The sequence below is a fragment of the Streptomyces caeruleatus genome (assembly GCF_001514235.1).
Classification (GTDB): domain Bacteria; phylum Actinomycetota; class Actinomycetes; order Streptomycetales; family Streptomycetaceae; genus Streptomyces; species Streptomyces caeruleatus.
Genome location: NZ_KQ948929.1, coordinates 488,017 through 509,197, shown reverse-complemented (window position 1 = coordinate 509,197; position 21,181 = coordinate 488,017). Strand labels below are relative to the sequence as shown.

Sequence of the window (21,181 nt, the reverse complement as noted above, 5' to 3'; positions counted from 1 at the left end):
CCTTGCGGCGGGTGCATTGCATGGCGGCCGTCACTCGGCCGCACGCCATCACTCGTCAGGACGGAAGACGCGCAACCGGCCCGGTCACCTGCTCGAGCGGGCGCCCGAGGCGTCCACCCACGCGCCGATGCGCGCCCGCTCTACGCAGTACGCCCCACCCACGGATCCGGCGCAGCCGCACTACGCCCACTCCGACGGCACGCGGTGCCGCCTCGCGCCGGACCGCCCGGGGCTAACGGTCAGCAGCCTCCGGCTGCGCCTCGACGGCCTTGCCCTCCTCTGGCCTGCGGGTCCGGGCGGAGCCCTTGAGGCGTTCGAAGGTCCGCGTCAGCTGCTGGAGCGGGGACGCGGCGGGGGAGGCGGGCGACTGGGGCCGGGGCTCGGGTACGGCGTCGGCGGACTCGCGGTAGGCGGCCAGCGCCGCGTGCGCCTGCTCGGCGGCCTCCCGGTACAGGTCACGGGACTTCGTCATCGCGTCGAGCGCCTCGGCGTACATCGCCACGAGCTTGCGTTCCCGGTCGAGTTCCTCCTCCAGGGTCAGCAGCCGCCAGTCCTCGCGCAGCGCGGTGACGGCGTCCTCGGCACCGTCCGGCAACGGGCGCGGCAGCGCCGCGAACCGGGTCACGGCATGGATGAGCTCGGCCGGCTCGGAGCCGTCCAGGAAGACGGTGCGTACGGCGAAGTCGTCCGCGTCGTATCCGTCCGGCACCGGAGACCCGGGCAGCACCACGGCCCCGCCGCGCGGCACCTCCACCCCGAACTCCCGCAGCGCCCAGTTCACGACGCGCAGTTGGCTCGGCGCGGCGCGATGCTCGACCACCCGGTGCCGCAGGCCCGGCGGCAGCATCCCGGCCAGGGGCACCCGGCCGCGCTCGTCGGTGGTCATGGCCTCGTGGACGACGACGTGGACGCACCAGCCGTCGCGCGCGGCGTCCCGCAGTATGCGCCGTACCGCCTTGTCGTCCGACGGAAGGGGGTTGATGTCCGTCAGGCGCAGGCCCGTGACCGCCTCGTGGTCCCAGCCGGCGTCCGGTCCCTGCGGCCAGAACATGGCCGCGGGGGACGGCCAGCGCGGATCCCACGGGGCTTCGGCCTCGGCGACCAGCGTCCACTCCTGCCCGTCGCCGGAGTCGCGCCCGACGGTCAGGCGGGCGCGCACGGTCACCGACCCCGCGACACGCCAGCGTGCCTCGAAGGCCGACGCCTGGGCGCCCTCGGTCTCGGGCAGTTCCATGTGGTCGTCGATGGTCCGGCTGTTCTTGAGCTGCTGGAGAGCGGGCCGGAGTACGTCTTCGGCGGCGGGCCCGAGGTGGCGGCCACGGGCCGACCACACCGAGGCGGGGGCGGTGGGGCGGGTGCTGGAGGAGCTGGGCATGGGTCCATCTGCTGGCCGGGGGCACACGTACGCGTACCAGTATCGTCGCCGCAGGTGGATACCGAGGGAGCGGGGGGTGCGCACACGGGGTGTGTGCGATCCGCACCGGCCGGCCGTCGCTCACTCGTGGTCCGCGCCGCGCCCGGTCATGAGAATGATCCGGTGAGCAGGGCCCGCCCACCATCCGCATCGGGGCGGGTCCTGCTCATCGCCGCGAGCCGGCTCAGTTGTGGTACGTGATGTAGCCGTTGCCGTCCCGGTCGTTGCCGCTCTTGGTGTAGGAGTGCGCATCCGCCCCGGCGCCCGAGGGCTTGTACAGGTAGATCGAGTCCTTGTCGTTGTTCCACATGAAGTTGCAGTTGTCGCGGTAGACGACGTTGTGCGTGTCGGAGTCGGTGCCGTTGCCGCCCCGGAGCTTCACGTAGTCGCCGGGCTGGAGGTAGTGGTTGGCGGTGAACCTGAACCGGTTGCCGGCCTTGTCCTTCACCACGTAGCCCTTGAGGTTGACGGTGGTACCGGACGAGTAGTTCTTGATCGTCAGGTACTCCTCGTCGGTGTTGCCGGTCCGGCAGTTGTTGGAGTCGCGGCCGGGCGCGTCGTACTGGACGCCCTTGATCTTCAGCGCGGACGAGTACTCGGTGGCCTGGGCCGGCACGGCGGACAGCGCGGCGAGGGTGCCGGCCGCGACGGCGGTTGTGGCGACGATGCGTATGCGCATGGAGAAACATCCCCCCTGTATGGAGCTTCTGTGAAGATCAGGAGTGTATGCGGCTCACGAGCGGGCTGGGGCGACTTCACCGGAATGTGAGACAAAAGCGCGTCAGTGCGGGTACGCCCGCGGTGCCCGCTGGCGCGGGAGTTCGTCACGGAACTCCGCGATGACCGAGCTGACCTGGCGCATCAGCGCGGTGTTCGCGAGCCGGTCGAGATAGAGGTTGCGCCGGGCGAGGGCGGGCGCGTCGACGCAGAAGTACAGGGCCATCAGCGGATTGATGAACAGCTCGCTGTCCTTGGTGCGCTCGGTGAACCGGACGTCGCCGAAGTCCCCGCGCACGGCTGCCGCCACGGAACCCTGGACGATGCTCGGGTGGTCCGGCGTGCACCGCTGGGCGTGCTCGACGGCGTCGAGGAACAGGCTGCCCTCGCGGCTGTCGCGCGGCAGCGAGAAGGTGCCGAGGTAGCCGCCCTCGCGCTCCAGGGCGGCGAGGTTCTCCAGTACGAGGGAGTGGTTGACCCCGTGGTAGGAGTCCACGCCGAAGCCGAGGCAGGCCACGAGCCGTACCGGGACCTCGTCGAGTCCGGACACGGCGGCGAGGCTCGCCATGTCCTCCTCCGGTGTGCCCAGCCCGTGTTCGTCGCCGCGCATCAGGATGTCGGTGCCGCCGTCCACCAGCACGATGGCGTCCACGCCGCCCAGGTGCTGCAGGAGGGTCCGGTAGGCGTCCTTGAGGGGCCGGACGCCGGTGAGGGGGAAGGCGTACACCGTGTCGGGCAGGCCCTGGAGGGCGAGCCAGCCGGCGAGGGCCCGTTCGGGGAAGTAGTCGCCGCGGATGGAGGTGTCCGGGCGTATCGCCGCGACGTCGTGGTCCACCCACACGTCGAGATCCAGCCCGTACAGATCCGAGAAGGACAGGTTGGCCAGGTGGACCTCCTTGCCGGCCGCCCGCAGCGCGAGGGCCAGCGGCACACCGGCATACACGTCGAAACCGCCGCCCGCGCCGGCGACGAGAACCCGGCGCGCGTCACGCAGCCGGGTGAAGAAGGGGGGCTCAAGTAGTGAGAACACCGGGGGACGTTAACAGGCGGCGATCACCGCGCAGGCCGGGAAAGCCCGGGAAAAAAGCCCGGGAAAACCCGGAGAGGGCCGGGGGACGAACCCCCAGCCCTCTCCGTCGGCTTGTCACCGCCCGCGAGTCACGCGCCGCTCTCCCGCAGCATGTCCTCGCGCTCGACGAGCTTCACGCGCTCGCGGCCCTGCGGCTCGCCCAGCGCCTTCTCGGCGGCGTCGAGCTTGTACCAGCCCTCCCACGTGGTGAAGCGGACCTCGCGCTCGGCGAGGAAGGCGTCCACGGCCTCCGGCTCGGGCGAGGCCGGCGTCTGCAGACGGCCGTTCGCGAAGTCGTCCAGGAGGTTGGCCACCGTCTCGTTGGCGTCGCCCTTGGTGTGCCCGATCAGACCCACCGGGCCGCGCCGGATCCAGCCGGTGACATACGTCGACTGAAGGTGCTCGCCGCTCTCCTGTATGACGCGGCCGCCCTCGTCCGGGACCGTGCCCGAGTCGATGTCCCAGGGCAGCTTGGGGAGTTTGTCGGAGAGGTAGCCGACAGCGCGGTAGATCGCGGTGACGTCCCAGTCCTTGAACTCGCCGGTGCCCTTGACGTTGCCGGTGCCGTCGAGGGCGGTGCGCTCGGTGCGCAGGCCGACGACCTTGCCGTCCTCGCCGAGGATCTCCGAGGGCGACTCGAAGAAGTGCAGGAAGAGCTTGTGCGGCCGGTCGCCGACGTCGCGGATCGCCCAGTTCTCCAGCGTCTTGGCGACCATGTCGGCCTGCTTGTTGCCCCGCCGGGTCTCGATCGAGCCCTCGTCGTAGTCGATGTCCTCGGGGTCGACGATGACCTCGATGTTGGGGGAGTGGTCCAGCTCCCGCAGCTCCATCGGGGAGAACTTCGCCTGCGCCGGGCCGCGGCGGCCGAACACGTGGACCTCAAGGGCCTTGTTGGCCTTCAGTCCGTCGTAGACGTTCGGCGGGATCTCCGTCGGCAGCAGCTCGTCCGCCGTCTTGGCCAGGATCCGGGCCACGTCGAGCGCGACGTTGCCGACGCCGAGGACGGCGACCTTCTCGGCCTGAAGCGGCCAGGTGCGCGGCACGTCCGGGTGGCCGTCGTACCAGGAGACGAAGTCCGCGGCGCCGTACGACCCGTCGAGGTCGATGCCAGGGATCGGCAGCGCCCGGTCGGCCGTCGCGCCGGTCGAGAAGATCACGGCGTCGTAGAACGCGCGCAGGTCGTCCAGGTTGAGGTCGGTCGGGTAGTCGATGTTGCCGAAGAGGCGGATCTGCGGCTTGTCGAGCACCTGGTGGAGGGCCGTGATGATGCCCTTGATACGGGGGTGGTCGGGCGCGACGCCGTAACGGATCAGGCCGAACGGCGCCGGCATGCGCTCGAAGAGGTCGATGGACACACCGGGTTCGGCGGCCACGTCGGACTTGAGCAGAGCGTCGGCCGCGTAGATCCCGGCGGGGCCGGCTCCGACGATGGCTACCCGCAGGGGGCGGGGCATGATCAGGGTCCCTTCGAGTGGTGACAAGCGATCTCGCCGGGAAGCCTAAACTAAGGCAAACCTAAGTCGGTACGCGGGTCCGACCTATGAGCTCATAAATCAATTCTATGGGTAGTTCCGGGGTCGCCGTACACGCGGGGGTACGGCAACCCCGGGTGTCCGTCAGCCGATGTGGTAGCTGTCCCCGTACACCTTCCAGTCGAGCGGCGGATCGAGGTCGAGGTTGCCCTCGCGCAGGAAGACCCGCTGGGCGGTGTCGACCCTGCTGGTGTCGCTGTGGGCCTCCTCCTGCTTCATGGCCCACACCCGCGCGTCCAGGAAGGCGTGCAGATAGGTCACCTCGTCGCCGCCCTGCGCCGGCGGCCGGGCCCGGTTCAGGGCGCGCCCCCGGATGTTGCGGAAGCTGGTCGGGTCGCCGCCGTCGCCGTGCATGACGATGGCGTCGTAGTACGCGAACTGTCCGAGCACACGCAGCCCGTCGGTCTTGCCCTGCCGTACGGCCGGGTTGAAGTACACCCGGTCCCGTTCGTCGTTCTGCGCCCGCCGGAACTCCCGGTCCTGCGCCGCCCGGGCCCAGTCGCGGGGGAAGTCCGGGTCGAGCCCGTCGTGCGAGTCGGTGCCGTCCACCCGGCGCAGGGCCGGCAGGTACGGGGCGAGGACGTTGCCGGGGCGGCGCTCGGCGTACAGCTCGACCAGGTCGAGCATGTCGCCCGTGCCGGAGCAGAAGCCGATGATCCCGGCCGTGTAGCCGCGGCCGTCGCCGATGTCCTCGATGTACTTGTACTGCGCCTTCCAGTCGAGCGAGGAGTTCTCCGCGCTCGACACCAGCTGCATGGCGATCTCCTTCTTCGCCGGGTCGTCGAGGCCCGCCGCGGTGGAGCACAGCGCGGCGGCCTGCGGGGAGTTGAGGAGCGGGACCGACGCCAGCGACGCCCCGAACAGGGCGAGGAGGGCGCGGCGGCGCGAGGTGTGCGAGGGGTGTGAGGGGTGCTTCACGGCGGCTCCAAGTGATGGTGGGGGGTGGGGAGTTGGCCGTTGCTGGTACTGATAGGAAAGTTTCCTACCAGAAGGAGCGCAAGGGGCACCGGTCGCGTCAAAGGTTCGTACCTATGTACAAACAGCCGCCGTGGCTACGGCAGCGGCTGCTCCGCCCAGATCACCTTGCCCGCGGGCAGATAGCGCGTGCCCCAGCGGTCGGCCAGCTGCGCGACCAGGAACAGTCCGCGCCCGCCCTCGTCCGTCATGGTCGCGTACCGCAGATGCGGCGAGGTGCTGCTGCTGTCGAAGACCTCGCAGATCAGACTGCGGTCGCGCAGCATCCGCACCCGGATCGGCTCACCGCCGTACCGGATCGCGTTGGTGACCAGCTCGCTCAGGACGAGCTCCGTGGTGAACGACAGCTCCTCCAGGTCCCACGCCTGCAGGGTCCGGGTCACGGCGGAGCGCACCTGGCCGACCGCCGCCGGATCGGACGGCACCTGCCACTCGGCTACCAGGTCCGTCCCGAGCGCCCGGGTACGCGCCACGATCAGCGCGATGTCGTCGCTCGCCCGGCCCGGCTGCCGGGCCTCCAGTACCGCCTGGCAGGTCTCCTCCGGTGACCGGCCGGCCCGGGTCAGCGCGGTGCGCAGCAGTTCCAGACCCTCGTCGATGTCCCGTCCGCGGTCCTCCACCAGCCCGTCCGTGTAGAGCACCAGCCGGCTGTCCTCGGCCAGTTCCAGCTCGGCCGTCTCGAACGGCAGCCCGCCCAGACCGAGCGGCGGTCCGGCGGGCACGTCGGGGAAGTCGACCGAGCCGTCCGGCTGGATCAGGGCCGGCGGCGGATGGCCGGCACGGGCGATCGTGCACCGCTGGGACACCGGGTCGTACACCGCGTACAGACAGGTCGCGCCGGTCACCGGGGCGGTGTCGGCCTCCTCCTCCGTCTCGTCCTGGTCGATCCGGGCGACCAGCTCGTCGAGGAGCGCGAGCAGTTCGTCGGGCGGCAGGTCCAGGGCGGAGAAGTTGTGCACCGCGGTGCGCAGCCGGCCCATCGTGGCCGCCGCGTGCAGCCCGTGGCCGACGACGTCCCCCACCACCAGCGCGACCCGCGCACCGGACAGCGGCAGCACGTCGAACCAGTCCCCGCCGACACCGGCCTGCGCCGGCAGATACCGGTAGGCGATGTCGAGCGCGTTCTGCTCGGGCAGGCTGCGCGGCAGCAGACTGCGCTGAAGCGTCACCGCCATGCTGTGCTCGCGCGTGTACCGGCGGGCGTTGTCGATGGACACCGCGGCCCGGGCGACCAGCTCCTCGGCGAGCGCCACCTCGTCGGAGTCGAACGGCTCGGCCTTTCGCGACCGCCAGAAGCTCACCACACCCAGCACCAGGGACCCCGCCCGGAGCGGCACCGCGACCAGCGAGTGGATGCCGAAGTCCACGATCTGCGCCGACCGCTCCAGGTCCTGGGCACGCCAGCCCGGCGCCTCCTCCAGCCGCGGCTCGATGACGGCCTGCCCGTCCTTCAGCGCGCGGGCCTGCGGCGAGGAGTCCACGAACCGGATCTCCTCGCCCACCGGGTACAGCGGCGCGTCCTTGCGTATCCCTCCGCACGCCGTGCGGCGCAGCCGTGTCACGCCCTCCGGCTGCCCGCCGCCCAGCACGGCCTCGAAGAGGTCGACGGTGGCGAAGTCCGCGAACCGTGGCACCGCCAGCTCCGCGAGTTCCTCGGCGGTCCGGGTGACGTCCAGGCTGGTGCCGATGCCCACACCGGCGTCGTACAGCATGTTCAGACGCTCGCGGGCCTCCTCGGCGCGGCCGGACAGGGCCCGCAGCTCGGTGGAGTCGCGCAGCGTGGCGACGCTGCCGGACGGGCGGCCCCGGAGCGTGGTGGGGCGCTGGTTGACCGCCAGCAGCCGGTCCTTGACCAGGTGCACCTCGTCGGTGGCCATCCGGCCGGAGTCCAGCAGTTCGGCGGTGTCGGGGGCGAGACCGAGGTGCAGCACCCGGCGGCCCTCGGCGTCCGCGGGCAGATCGAGCAGGCGGTGCGCCTCGTCGTTGGCGAGCAGCAGCCGCCCCTCGGTGCCGACGATGAGCACGCCCTCCCGGACGGCGTGCAGCACGGCGTCGTGGTGCTCGTACATCCGGGTCATCTCGTCCGGCCCGAGACCGTGGGTCTGCCGCAGCAGCCGCCTGCTGACCAGCGCCGTGCCCGCCGTGGCCAGGGCGAGCGCCACCGCCGCCGCGGTGAGGACGAGCGGCAGCTGCCGGTCCGCCGTACCTCCCACCGTCGCCGTCGTGATCCCGGCCGACACCAGTCCGACGACCTTCCCGTCGGGATCCTTGATCGGGACCACGGCCTGCACCAGCGGCCCGATGGTCCCGATGATCTGCTCGGTCACGACCCGGCCCTGCAGGGCCGGTTCCAGGTTCCCGACGAACTTCTTCCCGATCCGGTCCGTCTTCGGGTGGGTGTAGCGGATGCCGTCGGTGTTCATGACGACGATGAAGTCCACGCCCGTCGCCTCGCGCGCCGCCTCCGCCCGCGGTTGCAGCACGGCCGTGGGATCGGGGCTGTCCAGCGCCTCCCGGGTGCCGGGAGCGTTGGCGAACGACTCGGCGACCGCCACCGAACGGTTGCGGGCCTCCTCCGTGGTGTCGTACCGCACCTGCAGCACCAGGGCCACCACCGCGGCGACCACCAGCAGCAGCACGATCACCACTTGCAGCACGAACACCTGACCGGCGACGCTGCGCCCGCCGAGCGTCGCCCGCACCCCGGGGAACCGTCCCGGGGGCTGCTCCTCGCGCGGCAGCACACCCGCGGCCACCCCCCGGACGCGGCCGGGCGCCTCCCCTGTGCGCACACCGCTCGGACGACGGGCCGACCGGGCCCCGGAGCGACCCCAAAGTCGGACCATGTGCCCATGTCTACACTGCCGGGCCTCCGGAGGCGAGAGACGTAACGGACCGTGGCAGGGACTGCTGCGTCCCCCACACATCCCCCACAGGTGTGAAGCGCCGGATGCGGGCAACTCCCGCCCCCGCAACAGGGTTACGCCGCCGGATGCCGGCCGCCCGCCGGGTCACTTCCGGTGCGGCGCGGTGGCGCGTCGGGTGGCCAGCAGCAGCGCGATGTCGTCGGGGCGGTCCGCCGTGTGCCGGGCGGTCGCGGTGAGCCGGTCGGCGACGCCCGCCAGCGTGCGCCCGCCCGGCCGGGCACCCGGCGCACCGACCTTGGCCAACGCCACCCGCAGCGCGCTGATCCCGTCGTCGATGTCGAACCCGGGCCGCTCCACCAGTCCGTCCGTGTACAGCGCCAGAACGGCGCCCGGCTCCATCCGCAGCTCCGCCACCGGATACGTGGCCTGCGGGTCCACGCCGAGCACGACCCCGCCGGGCAGGTCGACGACCTGCGTACGGCCGTCCGGGCTGCGCAGCAGCGGCGGCGGATGCCCGGCCACGGCGGCCTGGGCGATGCCGGTCGCGGGGTCGAGACGGATGTAGCAGCAGCTCGCGAACAGACCGGCGTCGAGGTCGATGAGCAGGTGGTTGGTGCCGCTCATGACCTCGTCGGGCGGCCGGTCGCCGAGGGCGAAGGCCCGCACCGCGCTGCGCAGCTGACCCATGGTGGCCGCCGCCTGCACCCCGTGCCCCTGCACATCGCCGATCACCAGAGCCAGCCCGTCCCCGGCGGCGACGACGTCGTACCAGTCACCGCCGACCTCCATGCCCTGGGTGCCGGGCAGATAGCGTCCGGCGGTCTCCATCAGCGGGTGCTGCGACAGCCGCCGCGGGAGCAGCGCCTGCTGCAATCCCCTGGCCAGCGCGGCCTCGCTCTCGTAGCGCTGTGCCTTCTCCATGGCGTGCGCGATCAGCCCGGCCATGGCGGTGAGCACCGTGCGTTCCTCGGTGCTGAAGCTGCGCGGCCGGTCGAAGCCGAGGATGCAGGAGCCGACGGGACGCCCGGAGGCGATCAGCGGCAGGAAGGCACGCGCCCCCTCCGTGGCGTCCAGCGCGATCCCCGGATAGGACTCGGCGAGCTGCTCCATCGAGTCGAAGAACAGCGGGCGCCCGCTGGTCAACGTCTCGACCCCGGGCAGCCGCTCGTCCAGCCCCACACCGTCGAACGGGGCGAGGAACCCCTTGGGGAAGCCCGTCTCCCAGGCCAGGTACAGATGCCGCTCCTGGAGCAGGTAGATGGCCAGCCGACGCCCGCCGAACGCGGGCAGCAGCTCCCGCATCACCACGGCGGACACCTGACGGGCGGTGACCGCCTCGGTGAGGGCGATGGCGAGCACGATGGGCCGGTACAGGGGGCTGAGCGACGGAGCGCCGGCCGGCTCCGGCGCGCCGAGCGCGTCGGGCAGGTCGGACGGGCTGTCCGCCACCCGGTGGCCCAGCCGGATCGTGCAGGTCAGCAGGTCCGGGCCGGGATAGACGGACAGGGCCAGCCAGTCGCCCGCGATGGCGTGGGCGGCGGCCTCACGGCCATGGGCGGACGGTCTGCGGACATGGAAGTGCACCGGGTCCGGGGACAGCAGCGCTCCGCGCAGATGGTCCTCGAGGGTGGGCTGGTTGAGCCACGGCACGCCCTCCCACAGGGGCCGGCCCAGCAGCTCGGTGCGCGGCCGGCGCAGCAGCCGGGCCGCGTGCGGATTCGCGTAGACGACCGTCCCGAGCCGGTCCAGGCACATCACCCCGTCCGGCAGCAGATCGGCCGCCGCGTCCGCCACCGTGCCGGGCCCCGGGTCGAGGACGACACCCCGTACGGTCGCCGCCCGGGGCAGGCCCGAGTCGTCGTACGGCCCCCAGACCTCGACCAGACGGGGGGCGCCGTCGGGGCCGCGCACGACCAGTGGCAGGGCGGGCGGACGGCCACCGGCCGCTTCCCGCAGCGCCGCCAGGATCCGCTCCGCGTCACCCGGGGCGACCGCGTCCGCGAACCCCTCCGCGGTGCCGTGGGCCTCCGCGGCGAGCGAACCCAGTTCGACGTTCAGGCGCTCGTCCGCCGTCAGGAGACCGCTCACCGGATCCCAGGCGAACCGTCCGAGGTGCCCGGAGGGCGGGCGGCTGGCGGGCGGCCGGACACACAGGGGCCCGTCCTCCCAGGTCACCGCCGAGGGGTCCTGCTCCCCCAGCTTCTCCAGGGCCGTGCCGAGCTCCTCGGCGAGCCGCGCCATGCGCTCGCGCACGGGCAGCAGCTCCGTCGCGTCCGCCGCCGAGGGCAGCAGCGCCGTCAGCACCCCGTAGACGCTCGACCGGCCCGCGACGGGGGCGTACAGGGAGCCGAACGGGAAGGGCAGACCGGCCGCGTACTGCGGATAGCGGCGCATCGCCTCCGTGGCGTTCGGCAGCACGACCTCCACCCCGAGCCGATAGGAGTCCGCCACGGGGAACGGCCGGTCCACGTGCACGCGCCACCATGGCCGGAACAGCGGCCCGGGCAGCCCCTCCAGGACCGCCAGCCGCAGCAGTCCGGGCGTGCGGGAGCGCAGATAGACCCCGCCGACGTGACCACCGGCCGCGCTGATCGCCTCCGCCGAGGCATCGATCAGCAGCGCCGCCAGCCTGCCGGGCATGCGCTCTGCGCCCTCGGCGCTCCCAGTCATCGGCCCTACCTCGTCCGTACGCCTTCACGCGCGCGACACAGCAAGAATGCGCCACCAGCCCCCTCGCCCGCACCTGGGGCGACCCACTCCGCCCACCCGGCCGGTCCGTCGGCGCACCGTGGGCCGGGTACCCAGGGGGCGCGGAGCGACGCCGCTCGGCCGCGGGGGCGTGCGCCGGCGGCCACGGTCCGGAAAGTGCCCCAGGGCGCGAGGCGCTGTCCCTTTCCTCGGCGCCGGAGACGCCCGGCCCGAAACCGCGCACGGGCCCGCCCCGTTGTCGGTGCGAGACCCGAGCCCCTCCGGAAGACTCGGGAACTGACCGCCGGGCGCAGCACAGGCAGGAGACCGACCATGGAGTACTACGACCTCGGCACCTACACCCGCTCCGTGACCACGTCCTCCGCCCAGGCGCAGCTCTGGTTCGACCGCGGTCTGACATGGACGTACGCCTTCCACCACGAGGAGGCCGTCGCCTGCTTCGAGGCCGCCGCACAAGCCGATCCGGACTGCGCCATGGCCCACTGGGGCATCGCCTACGCCCTCGGCCCGAACTACAACAAACCGTGGGAGTTCTTCGACGAACAGGACCTCGTCCGCACCGTCGCCCGCACCCACGCGGCCGTCGAGCTGGCGCACGAGAAGGCGGCGGCCGCCACCCCCGTCGAACAGGCCCTCATCGCCGCACTGCGCGCCCGCTACCCGCAGGCGAAGGCCGTCGAGGACTGCTCGGTCTGGAACGCCCCCTACGCCGACAGCATGCGCACGGTCTACGAGCTCGCCCCGGACGACCCGGACGTCGCGACCCTGTACGCCGACGCCCTGATGAACCTCACGCCCTGGCAGCTGTGGGACCTGAGAACGGGCGAACCGGCCGAAGGCGCCCGCACCTCGCAGGCCAAGGCCGTCCTCGACCGGGCCCTCGCCGGCGACGCGGGACGCGAGCACATGGGCGTGGTGCACATGTACATCCACCTGATGGAGATGTCCCCGACACCCGAGGCGGCCCTGGCCGTCGCCGACCGGCTGCGCGGCCTGGTGCCGGACGCCGGGCACCTGCTGCACATGCCCTCGCACCTGGAGGTGCTGTGCGGCGACTACCGGAGGGTGGTCTCCGACAACACCGCGGCCATCGCGGCCGACGAGAAGTACCACGCCCGGGCCGGGGCGATGAACTTCTACACCCTGTACCGCTCGCACAACTACCACTTCAAGATCTACGGCGCGATGTTCCTCGGCCAGAGCCAGGTCGCCCTCGACACGGCGGCGCAGCTGGAGGCGTCCATCCCGGAGGACCTGCTGCGGGTGCCGAGCCCGCCCATGGCCGACTGGCTGGAGGCGTTCCTCGCCATGCGGGTGCACGTCCTGATCCGCTTCGGCCGCTGGGACGACATCCTGGACCTGCCGATGCCCGCCGCCCCCGAGCTGTACTGCGTGACGACGGCGATGCTGCACTACGCCCGGGGCGTCGCCCTCTCCGCCACCCATCGCGTCCCCGAGGCGGAGGCCGAACGCCGGCTCTTCCAGGCGGCCGTCGCCCGGGTCCCCGAGACCCGGATGCTCTTCAACAACACCTGCGCCGACATCCTCGCCATCGCCTCGGCGATGCTCGACGGCGAACTGGAGTACCGCAAGGGCGACCACGACGCCGCCTTCGCCGCCCTGGAACGCTCCATCGACCTGGACGACAACCTCCCCTACGACGAGCCGTGGGGCTGGATGCAGCCCACCCGGCACGCCTACGGCGCCCTCCTGCTCGAACAGGGACGCCTCGCGGAGGCGGAAGCGGTCTACCGGGCCGACCTGGGCCTCGACGGCACCCTCCCGCGCCCCTTGCAGCACCCCGGGAACGTCTGGTCCCTGCACGGTCTGCACGAATGCCTGATGCGTCAGGGCCGGACGGAGGAGGCGCGGATGCCGGCCCAGCAGCTGCGTCTCGCCGCCGCGCTGGCGGACGTACCGATCGAGGCCTCCTGCTTCTGCCGACTCGACACGACCGCCCGGACGGCAGCCGACGGGGACTGCTGCGCCGGCTGACTCACCGGACCCCGGGTGGGCCGGGCAGGGGCTGCTCGAACCAGACGATCTTGCCCGTGCTCACCCTCGTCGCGCCCCACCGCCGGGCCAGCTGGTCGACCAGGAACAGCCCCCGGCCGCCCTCGTCGCTCAGCCGCGCGTGCCGCATCCTCGGCACCACCGGGGAGTCGTCACCCACTTCGCAGCGCAGGACGTCCGTGCAGAGCAGCCTCAGCGTGATCGGCCGGGACGCGAACCGTACGGCGTTGGCCACCACCTCGCTGACCATGAGCTCGGTGGTCTCCACGAGCGAGTCGAGCCCCCAGTGGCCGAGCGTCCTGCGGGTCAGCCGACGGGCCTGGCCCGCGGTCTGCGGGCGAGGCGCCATGTACCAGTACGCGACGGTCTCCGGCAGCAGACCCTCGAAGCGGGCGGCGAGCAGCGCCACGTCGCCGTCCCGGCCGCCCGGGCCGAGCATGCCGAGGGCCTCGTCGCACAGTGTCTCCAAGGCGAGCGGTGTGGCTCCGGAGGCGGCGGCGCGCAGCCGTGCGCACAGGCGTTCCACCCCGGTCAGGACGTCCGAGTCGCGGGACTCGACCGCGCGATGTCCGCCCGGTGGAACACCCCGCCCGGCACATGGGCGCGGGCCAGCGTGACCATCCCGTCCGACAGGTCCACCCCGACGACCTCGACGCCCGCAGCCGCCAGCTGGCCCGCGGTCGGGAGCCCGGTCCGCGCCCTGCTCGACGAGGACGCCCGCGTCGCCGCCTGCGGACGCGACCCGGAACGCCTCGCCAAGGCCGCCGCCCGCCTCGGCGCCGGACCCGACCGGCTGTTCACCGGCACCTGCGACGTCCGTGACGCGGACGCCGTACGGCACTTCACTCAGGCGGCGGCCCAGCACTTCGGCGGCCTCGACGGGCTGGTCAACAACGCCGGACAGTCCCGTATGAAACGCCTCGACGACACCACCGCCGAGGACTGGCGCGACGAACTGGAGCTGAAGTTCGCCGGGGTCCTCAACCCGCTGAAGGCGGCACGGAGTCACCTGCGGGCCTCGGAGACGGCAGCGGTCGTCAACGTCAACGCCGTCCTCGATAGACAACCCGAGACCCGCCTGATCACCACCAGCGCCGCACGCGCCGGCATCCTCAACCTCTCCAAGTCCCTGTCCGTCGAACTCGCCGCCCAGGGCATCCGGGTCAACTCCGTCTGCCTCGGCCTGATCGACACCGGCCAGTGGACCCGCCGCCACGCCGCCGCGGACAGCGGCCTCGGCTACGAGGAGTGGCAGGCCGAACTCGCCGCCGACCGCGGTGTCGCACTCGGCTGGCTCGGCCGCGCCGAGGAGGTCGCCTACGCGATCGTCGCGCTGCTCTCCCCGCGCGCCTCGTACATCACCGGAACCAGCATCGACGTCTGCGGCGGAGTCGGCCGCGGCATCCTCTGAGGAGCCTGCCCATGCAGTACGACAACGGGGGCGAACTCCTCGTAGCCCATCTGAAGTCCCTCGGCATCGACACCGTCTTCGGCATCGTGTCGGTCCACAACCTGCCGCTCGTGGAAGCCGTCGACCGGCACCTGCGTTTCGTACCCGTCCGGCACGAGGCCACCGCCGTCAACGCGGCCGGCTCCCTGATCGAGGCGCTCGCGTCCGGCACGGCCGTCCTGCACGTCACCGGGCAGATCGAGTCGGCCCACCTGGGCGGTGGACGCGGCTTCATCCACGAGACCAAGGACCAACTCGGCATGCTCGGCGCGGTGTCGGTACGCGGCCACCGTCACGTCCGCCCGCGATGCCGGACGCGTCCTGCGCGAGGCGACCTCGGCGGTGCTGGCCGTGCCCGGCGGACCCGCGAGCGTGGAGTGGCCGATCGACCTCCAGTACGCGGCACAGCAGGACACGGACGGCACGGCGCCCGGCGCCGAGGCTCCGTCCCCGGACGCGGTCGAACTCGCCGCCGCTCAAGACCTGTTGCGCGCCTCGCGGCGCTCGCTGATCTGGGCCGGCGGCGGCGTCAACTTCGACTGGGTGGAGCTGTGCCGGACCGGCGTCGACTGGGTGGACCTGTCCATCCCGTACCCGCCGTCGGCCGGACCGGGCGGCCCGTTCGGCATCGTCGGGATGGCCTGCCCGGTGGACGCCGGACGCACCGGCGTCTTCTTCTGGCGCTACCGCAGGGTCGCCGACTGGCAGCGCGACACCTGGCGTTTCCTCTACCGGACCCTCATCGAGGAACGCCACTGGCAGGTCCTGGAGCAGGACCGCGTGATGCTGGAGGCCATGCCCGCCGACGCCGACCAGCGGGGGAACCTGTACCAGCACGACCTCGGCGTGGTCCGGCTGCGACGGCTCTACCAGGCCCAGGCGGCGGAGCAGTCCGGCGCGGCCGCGACCGGCTGACGCGGTGGCGGACGGGCGGGCCGCTCGTCAGCCCGCCGCGTCAGCCGGTCGCGGCCGCCGAGTCGGACTCGACGATGGAGTGCTCCAGCCCGGACAGCAGCCGGGCCAGTTGACGCCGTTCGGTGAGGGAGAGCCCGCCGAGCATCCGGCGCTCGTTCTCCAGGTGCTCGGCGAAGACCTCGTCCACCTTCCTCAGGCCGGCGTGGGTGAGCCGCGAGTAGACGACACGCCGGTCGGCCGCGTCGCGCTCGCGCACGAGCAGCCCGTCGTTCTCCAGCCGGTCGAGACGCAGCGTCACCCCCGCCGACGAGATCAGGCCCGAGGCGGCCAGCTGTCCGGCGGTGAGCCGGTAGGGCGCGCCCGCGCGGCGCAGCGCGGTGAGGACGTCGAACCCGGCGACGGACAGCCCGTGCTTCTCGATCTGCGCGGTCAGCCGCGACTGGTACTGGAGGTAGGCACGGTGCAGCCGGGCGAGCACCTCCAGCGGCGAGGTGTCCAGGCCGGGGCGCTCGCGCGCCCAGTCCTCCACGATCCGCGCCACCGCGTCCGGCTGCTTCGCCCTGCGCTGAGCCATGTCGTCCCTTCACGGCCGGTCCTGTCGTGAAAAGCGGGCTCCGTGGCCCTGCGCAACCCCGGAGAAACCTTAGCCCTGAAACAACAGCGGGCGAACGCCCCACCGAGGTCAGGGCAGCTCGGCCTGGGCGGGGGCGTCGTCGAGGAAGCCGCCCGACTGGTGCTTCCACAGCTTGGCGTAGGCGCCGTCCATCGCCAGCAGCCCGTCGTGTGTGCCCTGCTCGACGATCTGTCCACGGTCGAGGACGACGAGCCGGTCCATGCCGGCGACCGTGCTCAGCCGGTGCGCCACCACCAGCGCCGTCCGCCCGTCCATGAGCCGCCACAGCGCTTCCTGGACCAGGATCTCGCTCTCGGAGTCCAGGGCGCTGGTCGCCTCGTCGAGCAGCAGGATCGGCGCGTCGCGCAGGATCGCCCGGGCGAGGGCGACCCGCTGGCGCTGACCGCCGGACAGCTTGACGCCGCGTTCGCCCACCATGGTGTCGAAGCCGTCCGGCAGCGCGTCGGCGAACTCCGTGACATGGGCCGCCTCGGCCGCGCGGCGGATCTCCGCATCGGTGGCGGCCGGCCGGGCGAACGCGATGTTGTCCCGCAGCGTGCGGTGGAACATCGCCGGGTCCTGCGGCACGTACGCCATCAGGCCGCGCAGGTCCGCCTGGCGCAGTCTGCTGATGTCCTGACCGCCGATCAGGATCCGCCCGCCCTCGATGTCCGTCATCCGCAGCAGCAGCCGGGTGAGCGTGGTCTTGCCACCGCCCGACCGGCCGACCAGGCCGATCTTCGCGCCGTCGGGCACGTCCAGCTCCAGGCCCTGGAACAGCGGCCGGCCACCGGCGTGGGCGAAGGTCACCTTCTCGAAGCGGACGTCGGCCGCACCGGGGAGCAGCGGCTCCGGCGACGGCGGATCGAGCACGGTCGGCGGCGTCAGCAGCAGCTCGGTGAACTGCGCGGCCTCCGTCATCGAGCTCTCCAGCCGACGGTAGATCTGGTTGAACTCGAACATGATCCGCGTCGCGTTGGTGTAGTAGGTGAACGCGACCACGATCGCCTCCACGCCGTGCGCGCCCCCGCCGAGCGTGACCGCGAGCAGCAGGCCCAGCGCGTTGGTCAGCACCGACATCGGCGCGACCAGGGTGTCGATGCGCAGATTGCCGTAGTCCCACGACCGCAGCGTGAGCCGGCGCGACGCCGCGACGCGGGAGCGGTGCTCGGCGGCCTCGCGGCCCTCGGCGGCGAACGCCCGCACCGTGTCCATGTTCATCAGGCTGTCGGCGACATGCCCGGACACCCGGGCGATGGCCTCCTCCCGCAGGTCGACGAGCGCCTGACGGCGCCGGATCAGGGGCACCACGCACAGCGCGGTCACCGCGATCATCGTCAGGAGTCCGACGACCAGCAGCGGCTCGTAACGCCACAGCACCACCGCACCGAACACCAGCGGCACGAAACTGCCCACGATCTGGAACGTCAGCGTGTCGACGAACTGCTCGAAACGGGAGGCGAAGCTCAGGACGCGCTTGGTGAGCGACCCGGCGAAGTTGTCGTGGAAGAACGCGGCGTCCTTGGCGAACAGCTCGTCCATCCCGATGACGTACAGATGCTCGATGCCCAGGGCGTCCAGACGGTTCAGACAGTGCAGGGCGACGCGCCACAGCGCTTCCGCGAGCAGCAGCACCCCGACGAAGCCGAGGACATACGGCAGGGTCGATTCGAGGGTGACGTCCTTGTCGCTCGCGATGCCGCCGACCAGCTTGGCGACGATCAGCGGCGCGATGTAGTTGATCCCGATGTTGCCCACCGCCGACAAGAGCATCGCCGGTACCGTCAGCCATCGGAGACGGGCCAACTCCCTTCCGTAGTAACGAAGTGCGAGAAGCACCGAGCGTTTGCCCGGCAGGACCCTGCGCGCTTCAGGCGTTCCCATCCCACCCCCGACGGCTACATGGAGTCACGGTTCGAGTACGCAGTGTCCCGTACCGATCGAAGTGGCGTCCAAGGGTTTTCCGGCCGGTGGCGGCGCGGCCACGACTTCCCCGTACCACAAGTAACATGATCAACTTCTCTCTCGGGTGCCCCGTCGCGGTCACTCTCGGCGCCCGCCGGGTCGCCGCCTCCCCTGGTCGCACAACCCCGAGGACATCGATGCCAGCTCCGGACGAAGCCCTGCAGCAAGCGCTTGCCGACTACGAGCACCACCTGCGGACCTGCCGGCAGTGCCATGCGGACGCGGTCCCGTGCGCGGTCGCGAAGCACCTGCTGCGCCTGTACAACAACGCCCGACGAGGCGGCGCCCGACGCTGAGCCGGGCGGGCCGCCGTGCCACGAGCGACGAGCCGGGAGCCGGCCTCCCCAGCAGCCCCTCTCTTCCGTGATGTCCCGTGGGCTCCTACCATTCCGGACGCGTAGCCGCGCTCAGCCTGGGAACCAGCAGCGTTGGAAGTACCGGAACGAGTCACCGCGGCCAACGGCAGACGGGCCCGAGAAGGTGTGATGGCGACCGAATCGCGTGGAGGCGGCAAACCGTCTTCCGAAGAGATACAGGACTGCGAGGTCAGGTTTGACGGGGGATTCGGTGATGTGACGAGAGCCCGCCTCAGCGCGGAGAAGTACCTGACCACGCTCGCGCGGGCCGCACCGCCGCAGACGCCCGAGTACCGGGACGACATCGTGCTGGTGGTCACCGAACTCGCCGCCAACGCGATCCAGTACGCCCCGGGGCCGTTCGGCCTGACGCTGCGCAAGGCGTTCGACGGGGTCCATGTGACGCTCAGCGACACGAGCACCACGCCGCCCGCGCCACGCCCCTTCCACCCCGGCACCGGCAGTGGCGGCGGCATCGGCTGGTATCTGATCCACACCCTGTGCGACCAGGTGAGCGTGGTGGTGCGGGAGGACGGCAAGGACGTGCACGCGTTCCTGCCCTGGTGACGCTCCAGCCCCGGCGGGCCGTCCCCTGGTGAGTCGCGCCCCGCCCGAGCGGGCTCGGGCGCGGACACTCAGGTCAGCGGCACCAGCACGGTGACCGTCTTGCCGCCCGCGCGGCGGCGCTCGATGTGGATCTCGCGGGACAGCCGGATGATCAGCGGCCATCCGTATCCGCTGCCCTCGTGGGAGTGCGGGAGCGTGCCGGGGCCGTACGCGGCGGAGGGGACGGCGTCGCTGTAGTCGTGCACGCTCAGTCTCACCCCCTCTGGCAGCAGGGCCACCTCGAACCCCGCGAGGCCGCCGCCGTGCCGGATGGCGTTGGTGACCGCCTCCGACACGACGAGCAGCAGATCCATGACGGCCCGCTCACCCGCCGGGCCCGACGGAACACGCCTGTGCTCTTCCACGACCGACCGCACATAACTGCGTGCCGTCGCCGCGCTGGTGATCGGGACCGACCGGGGACGCACCGTCCGGCGGTCCCCGGCCGCACGGCGCTCGGTCGGCTTCACGATCGCTCGTGCGCCGCCCGCGAAACGCTCATCACTCCCTGAGCATCGCGGGCGCGCACCAAGAGGGCCACGGCTTCTGTCACTTCACCATTCCTCGCACGCTGTCGTCTCCGCTCCTCGTCGTCCGTCCGGCTTCCTGGGGCTGCGCCTACCCGTGCGCGGCCGAATCATGGGGCGCGAGTGCGCCACAGGTGCCACCGGGGTCGTGCGCGGCGGCGGCGAGCAGCCGACGGGCCGCCTCCAGGGCCCCTCCCACCTCGCGTGTTCCGGTCGACACGCACAGTGTGTAGGCCAGGTCCTGCGCACGCAGGTCGCGCCGGGCCGGGCCGTCCTGCGTGTCGCCCTGCTGGGCCATGAGGGTCTCGTACTCCTCGACGAGTCTGCGCAGCATCGTCGGATGGGGCATCAGCATGTGTGCGCTCCTGGGTGAGGCGATCTCGGGATGTCGGGCGTCGCGCGGCCTTCCGCTACGCCATGTGGCCACCACCGACACCGCCACTGCCACCGCTGCCGCCGTCGTTGTCGCAGCACGGTTCCTGATGTGCCCCCTGGTCGAGCGCCTCGTCCCGGATCCTCGCGCAGCACCGGCTGATGAGGCGGGACACGTGCATCTGGGAGATGCCCAGTTGCTCGGCGATGCGGCTCTGCGTCATGTCCTCGAAGAAGCGCATGTACAAAATGGCGCGTTCGCGCTCGGGCAGGCGCCGCAGCCCTGCCTTCGCCGCCTCCCGGTCGACGACGACGTCGTACGCCTCGTCGCAGCCGCCGATCGTGTCGGCGAGGCTGAACCCGTCGTCGCTGGAGGACATCTCGGCGTCGAGGGACAGCGTGCTGAAGCTCTCCAGGGCCTCCAGCCCGGTGTTGACCTCGTCCTCGGTGAGCCCCGCGTGGGCGGCGATCTCGGCGACCGACGGGTTGGCGCCGCCGGAGTTGTCGGTGAGGTCGCGGCGTGCGATCCGTACCTTGTTGCGCAGCTCCTGAACGCGACGGGGGACCCGGAGGGCCCACATCCGGTCGCGGAAGTGGCGCTTGATCTCCCCGGTGATGGTGGGCACGGCGTAGCTCTCGAAGGCGCCGCGGCCGGGTTCGTAGCGGTCTATCGCCTTCACCAGTCCGAGGGCCGCGACCTGACGCAGATCCTCCAGCGACTCACCGCGGTTGCGGAATCGGCCGGCGATGCGGTGGGCCATGGGCAGCCACACCTTGGCCAGCTCGTCACGCACCGCGTCTCGCTCCGGCCCCTCGGGCAGGTCGGCGAGGCGGGCGAAGTCGGCGGCGGTGTCGGGCGCGTCGTCGTGGACGCGGCCACCCGACACGCGGGGACGGGCGGAAAGGTCGGAACCGTGTGCGGACGTCTCAACCAGCATGCGGAACAGCTCCTGAACGGCCTTCTCAGGGAATCTCCGTGGAAACGGTGCGAGTGCGGGTGCCTGGGCGGAACGGCCCTGGAGTGGTCACACCTGTCGCACCGGAGCGCCTCTGGTCCGAAGCACGAGATCCCGCATGCCCC

Annotated in this window: 16 protein-coding genes and 3 pseudogenes; 6 read left to right on the top strand and 13 right to left on the bottom strand. The window is 71.9% G+C overall.

Features of this window, described 5'->3' with window-relative positions:
* Nucleotides 1–232: 232 nt before the first annotated feature.
* The 7 genes from AQJ67_RS20455 to AQJ67_RS20425 form a co-directional block, all read right to left on the bottom strand.
* Complete coding sequence (locus AQJ67_RS20455) at nucleotides 233–1,375, bottom strand: hypothetical protein (RefSeq protein ID WP_062720421.1); 1,143 nt, start codon at nucleotides 1,373–1,375, stop codon at nucleotides 233–235.
* A 223-nt stretch (nucleotides 1,376–1,598) separates the two neighbouring features.
* Nucleotides 1,599–2,093 (bottom strand): lamin tail domain-containing protein, encoded by a 495-nt coding sequence (locus AQJ67_RS20450; protein WP_062720420.1) that lies wholly within the window; start codon nucleotides 2,091–2,093, stop codon nucleotides 1,599–1,601.
* Between the two features lie 102 nt (nucleotides 2,094–2,195).
* Nucleotides 2,196–3,161: a DUF1152 domain-containing protein gene (locus AQJ67_RS20445; RefSeq protein ID WP_062720419.1), complete on the bottom strand. Its 966-nt coding sequence runs from the start codon at nucleotides 3,159–3,161 to the stop codon at nucleotides 2,196–2,198.
* Nucleotides 3,162–3,289: 128 nt separating this feature from the next.
* Nucleotides 3,290–4,654 (bottom strand): FAD-dependent oxidoreductase, encoded by a 1,365-nt coding sequence (locus tag AQJ67_RS20440; RefSeq protein WP_062720418.1) that lies wholly within the window; start codon nucleotides 4,652–4,654, stop codon nucleotides 3,290–3,292.
* 162 nt (nucleotides 4,655–4,816) lie between these two features.
* Nucleotides 4,817–5,650 (bottom strand): chitosanase, encoded by an 834-nt coding sequence (locus AQJ67_RS20435; RefSeq protein WP_062720417.1) that lies wholly within the window; start codon nucleotides 5,648–5,650, stop codon nucleotides 4,817–4,819.
* A gap of 134 nt (nucleotides 5,651–5,784) precedes the next feature.
* Nucleotides 5,785–8,553, bottom strand: coding sequence for a SpoIIE family protein phosphatase (locus AQJ67_RS20430; RefSeq protein ID WP_079056062.1), 2,769 nt, complete (start codon nucleotides 8,551–8,553; stop codon nucleotides 5,785–5,787).
* A 165-nt stretch (nucleotides 8,554–8,718) separates the two neighbouring features.
* Nucleotides 8,719–11,244 carry a SpoIIE family protein phosphatase gene (locus tag AQJ67_RS20425; RefSeq protein ID WP_062720416.1) on the bottom strand — a complete coding sequence of 842 codons (2,526 nt, stop codon included), beginning with the start codon at nucleotides 11,242–11,244 and terminating at the stop codon, nucleotides 8,719–8,721.
* Nucleotides 11,245–11,595: 351 nt separating this feature from the next.
* On the opposite strand from AQJ67_RS20425, the gene AQJ67_RS20420 reads away from it, so the two are divergent.
* Entirely contained in the window at nucleotides 11,596–13,278 is a 1,683-nt protein-coding gene (locus AQJ67_RS20420) for a hypothetical protein (RefSeq protein WP_062720415.1), read from the top strand.
* A gap of 1 nt (nucleotide 13,279) precedes the next feature.
* Here AQJ67_RS20420 and AQJ67_RS20415 read toward each other — a convergent pair.
* Nucleotides 13,280–13,855, bottom strand: a pseudogene (locus tag AQJ67_RS20415) (ATP-binding protein); the annotation flags it as partial.
* 6 nt (nucleotides 13,856–13,861) lie between these two features.
* On the opposite strand from AQJ67_RS20415, the gene AQJ67_RS20410 reads away from it, so the two are divergent.
* The 3 genes and pseudogenes from AQJ67_RS20410 to AQJ67_RS48300 form a co-directional block, all read left to right on the top strand.
* Nucleotides 13,862–14,707, top strand: a complete 846-nt coding sequence (locus AQJ67_RS20410) for an SDR family oxidoreductase (protein WP_079056078.1) — start codon at nucleotides 13,862–13,864, stop codon at nucleotides 14,705–14,707.
* A gap of 11 nt (nucleotides 14,708–14,718) precedes the next feature.
* Nucleotides 14,719–15,280 (top strand): annotated as a pseudogene (locus tag AQJ67_RS48630) (thiamine pyrophosphate-binding protein); the annotation flags it as partial.
* Nucleotides 15,272–15,661: pseudogene (locus AQJ67_RS48300) on the top strand (3-phenylpropionate dioxygenase); the annotation flags it as partial. The pseudogenes AQJ67_RS48630 and AQJ67_RS48300, both read left to right, overlap by 9 nt.
* A 40-nt stretch (nucleotides 15,662–15,701) precedes the next feature.
* Here the strand turns inward: AQJ67_RS48300 and AQJ67_RS20395 are convergent.
* Together AQJ67_RS20395 and AQJ67_RS20390 are read right to left on the bottom strand one after the other, a co-directional pair.
* The gene (locus tag AQJ67_RS20395) at nucleotides 15,702–16,235 is read right to left on the bottom strand and encodes a MarR family winged helix-turn-helix transcriptional regulator (RefSeq protein ID WP_062720412.1); all 534 of its coding nucleotides are present in this window, start codon (nucleotides 16,233–16,235) and stop codon (nucleotides 15,702–15,704) included.
* 108 nt (nucleotides 16,236–16,343) lie between these two features.
* Entirely contained in the window at nucleotides 16,344–18,158 is a 1,815-nt protein-coding gene (locus tag AQJ67_RS20390) for an ABC transporter ATP-binding protein (protein ID WP_079056061.1), read from the bottom strand.
* A 218-nt stretch (nucleotides 18,159–18,376) separates the two neighbouring features.
* Between AQJ67_RS20390 and AQJ67_RS48295 the strand changes: the two genes are divergently transcribed.
* Nucleotides 18,377–18,535 carry a hypothetical protein gene (locus AQJ67_RS48295; RefSeq protein ID WP_167366209.1) on the top strand — a complete coding sequence of 53 codons (159 nt, stop codon included), beginning with the start codon at nucleotides 18,377–18,379 and terminating at the stop codon, nucleotides 18,533–18,535.
* A gap of 189 nt (nucleotides 18,536–18,724) precedes the next feature.
* Nucleotides 18,725–19,162, top strand: a complete 438-nt coding sequence (locus tag AQJ67_RS20385) for an ATP-binding protein (RefSeq protein ID WP_062720410.1) — start codon at nucleotides 18,725–18,727, stop codon at nucleotides 19,160–19,162.
* Nucleotides 19,163–19,230: 68 nt separating this feature from the next.
* Here AQJ67_RS20385 and AQJ67_RS20380 read toward each other — a convergent pair whose 3' ends face one another.
* The 3 genes from AQJ67_RS20380 to AQJ67_RS20370 form a co-directional block, all read right to left on the bottom strand.
* The gene (locus AQJ67_RS20380) at nucleotides 19,231–19,671 is read right to left on the bottom strand and encodes an ATP-binding protein (RefSeq protein WP_079056060.1); all 441 of its coding nucleotides are present in this window, start codon (nucleotides 19,669–19,671) and stop codon (nucleotides 19,231–19,233) included.
* Between the two features lie 148 nt (nucleotides 19,672–19,819).
* On the bottom strand, nucleotides 19,820–20,083 hold the full coding sequence (locus tag AQJ67_RS20375) for a DUF5133 domain-containing protein (RefSeq protein WP_062720409.1): 264 nt from the start codon (nucleotides 20,081–20,083) through the stop codon (nucleotides 19,820–19,822).
* 55 nt (nucleotides 20,084–20,138) lie between these two features.
* Nucleotides 20,139–21,038, bottom strand: coding sequence for a SigB/SigF/SigG family RNA polymerase sigma factor (locus tag AQJ67_RS20370; RefSeq protein WP_062720408.1), 900 nt, complete (start codon nucleotides 21,036–21,038; stop codon nucleotides 20,139–20,141).
* Nucleotides 21,039–21,181: the final 143 nt, after the last annotated feature.